This is a genomic window from Corynebacterium sp. HMSC034B08 (genome assembly GCF_001835805.1).
In the GTDB taxonomy this organism is placed as follows: domain Bacteria; phylum Actinomycetota; class Actinomycetes; order Mycobacteriales; family Mycobacteriaceae; genus Corynebacterium; species Corynebacterium coyleae.
Genome location: NZ_KV825912.1, coordinates 1 through 2,053 on the forward strand (window position 1 = coordinate 1; position 2,053 = coordinate 2,053).

The 2,053-nt window shown below is 53.5% G+C and carries 2 protein-coding genes; one reads left to right on the forward strand and one right to left on the reverse strand.

Annotated features, from left to right (window positions below; translation table 11 throughout):
- Window positions 1-1,785, forward strand: a 1,785-nt coding sequence (locus tag HMPREF2656_RS12975; RefSeq protein ID WP_168167519.1) for a DUF1367 family protein, incomplete at its 5' end; no start/stop codon positions are given.
- A gap of 48 nt (window positions 1,786-1,833) precedes the next feature.
- Here the strand turns inward: HMPREF2656_RS12975 and HMPREF2656_RS02455 are convergent.
- A partial coding sequence (locus HMPREF2656_RS02455; protein ID WP_210400944.1) for a transposase occupies window positions 1,834-2,053 on the reverse strand: 220 nt, incomplete at its 5' end.

Here is a 2,053-nt window from a genome sequence, read left to right on the forward strand (position 1 = left end):
AACACGCCACTCTCAAAAAGTCAGGCCGATTCAGTCGCCGCCGACGATTGGAAAGCCCACCGAGAAAAGTTTGTCACATCGTTTCTGCACCACACCTCGCGGCCGAATCGCTTCACGGAGTTCCACAATTATTACCAACGTTTGTTCCGACTCTGCCTCGAAGTGGGAGATACTGGAGGGGCCCAGCGAATAGCTTTTTCGTTATGTGAAGTGATGCAGCGGATGCAAAACTGCAAGACAGTCGTGGAGGTCGCCGGGCGAACTATCAATAACGGGGAACCCAAAATTTTGAGGGCCTGGCGGGAGATTGCGTACGCCAAGTTTGCGGACGAGGTTATTTCCGTCCCTGGGAGTTTGGTGTCCGCAGCGCACAAGCGTGCACTTCTGAAAACACTGGATGCACTCCTTGATGAGAACACTTTAAACGATCCTGATGGGGATTCCACAGCTGAGAAGCGCGCCGACTCCTTTTCTGCAAACTGGTTTGCCGCGAGCGAGATGGACGAAGAGCAAACAAGGGAGTTCTATGAGGGGAAGTTCCACCGACTTTTCTCAATGGACCTGGCGTTGGTCCCTTTCAAGCAAGTACTCGTGTCCCGCGAACTCGACCACTTCGCTGCTGGCTCGCCTACAAGGTTCGATCAGCGACACTTCGCCTTCCTTGATGGCTGCAAGACGAAGGAAGGCGAGGTACCTTCGGCGTTCGAGCGGCTGCTGGGCGAGAGCACTTGGAAGCTGTTTGAGTTGCTGAATGCGGTTGGAGCGAGGTTTTCGCTTGAAGCTTTAAAGAAGTATCTCAAGCAAGGCTTAGCGGATAAAGCTCCGAAGTACGAGGACCGCACGTTAACCGTGCGAGGTTTTGTCTTTCCCACTCGGCCGCCATCACCGATTGAGCTATTCGCGTGGACTCGAGTTGCAGGGGCGGATGGAAAAGGTCCGTGGGAAAAATGCGAGATAACCATGCGCCACGTTCAAGACTGGTTCCTCATTGCACGTGGCTTCGCCGAACGTTCGGACATCTTCGCCGATCTGCCCGTTAAGGATCGAGATCGGTGGGAGCGACTCCAAGAGACAATGCAAAAAGAACTGGCGCAGAAAGCGGGGGTGCCGTGGCGTGGGTCTAACGGTGCTGACATCTGGTTCCCCTCTACCGAACGAGATCAGTCGAAGATCAACGTGGCGATCGGCGCTTTGTACACCCCAAAGGAGTACTTGGATGAATCAGTATTGCGTAATCCGCAAATTGGACTGAAGCGATGGAATACTACGGCTGAATTGGTGAATAGCGTGATGTCGGAGGGTAACGCTGACTACTTCGTCCTACATGAAGCTTGCTTACCACCCACGTGGTTTATGACAGCAGCAAGTCATCTACGCCGAAAGAACATCAATCTCATTTCCGGGGTGGAGTATCTGCACGGGGCAGATTCGGTCGTGCACAATCAAGTGTGGTTCTCTGCAATACACAAGGGGTTCCGGTTCCCTTCGCTTGGTTTGTACATCCAGGATAAGCAGCGCCCTGCGCATGGAGAGGCGGACAATCTCAACCACATCGATGGGCTTAAATTGAAACCAAAGGTGAAATGGGAGGGCGATTCGAAGCCGCCGCTAGTCGCGCATGGCAACTTCTATTTTGCGATGTTGGTGTGTTCGGAACTAACGAATTCGGAATACCGGAATTCCCTAAGAGGCGACGTTGACGCACTGTTCGTCGTGGAGTGGAATAAAGACCTCAACACCTTCAACTCGTTAGTTGAGGCATCCGCCCGGTCAAGTCCCGTGTAGTGGTGTAGCCGTTTGTGCTTTCGGCTCGGTATGAAGTTGGGGGTTTGGTTAGGCGGTTAGTTGGTGGTGGTCACCATGTTCACCTCCAGTTTGGTGCATGAGGTGTTTGGTGTGTTCGAGTGCGGATAGTGACATGTAGCGTTTTTGTTGGATCCAATCGTCGTGCTGCTCGGCAAGCACCGCGCCGACAAGCCGGATGATGGATTCACGGTTCGGGAAGATGCCCACGACATCTGTGCGTCGGCGGATCTCCCGGTTTAACCGTTCG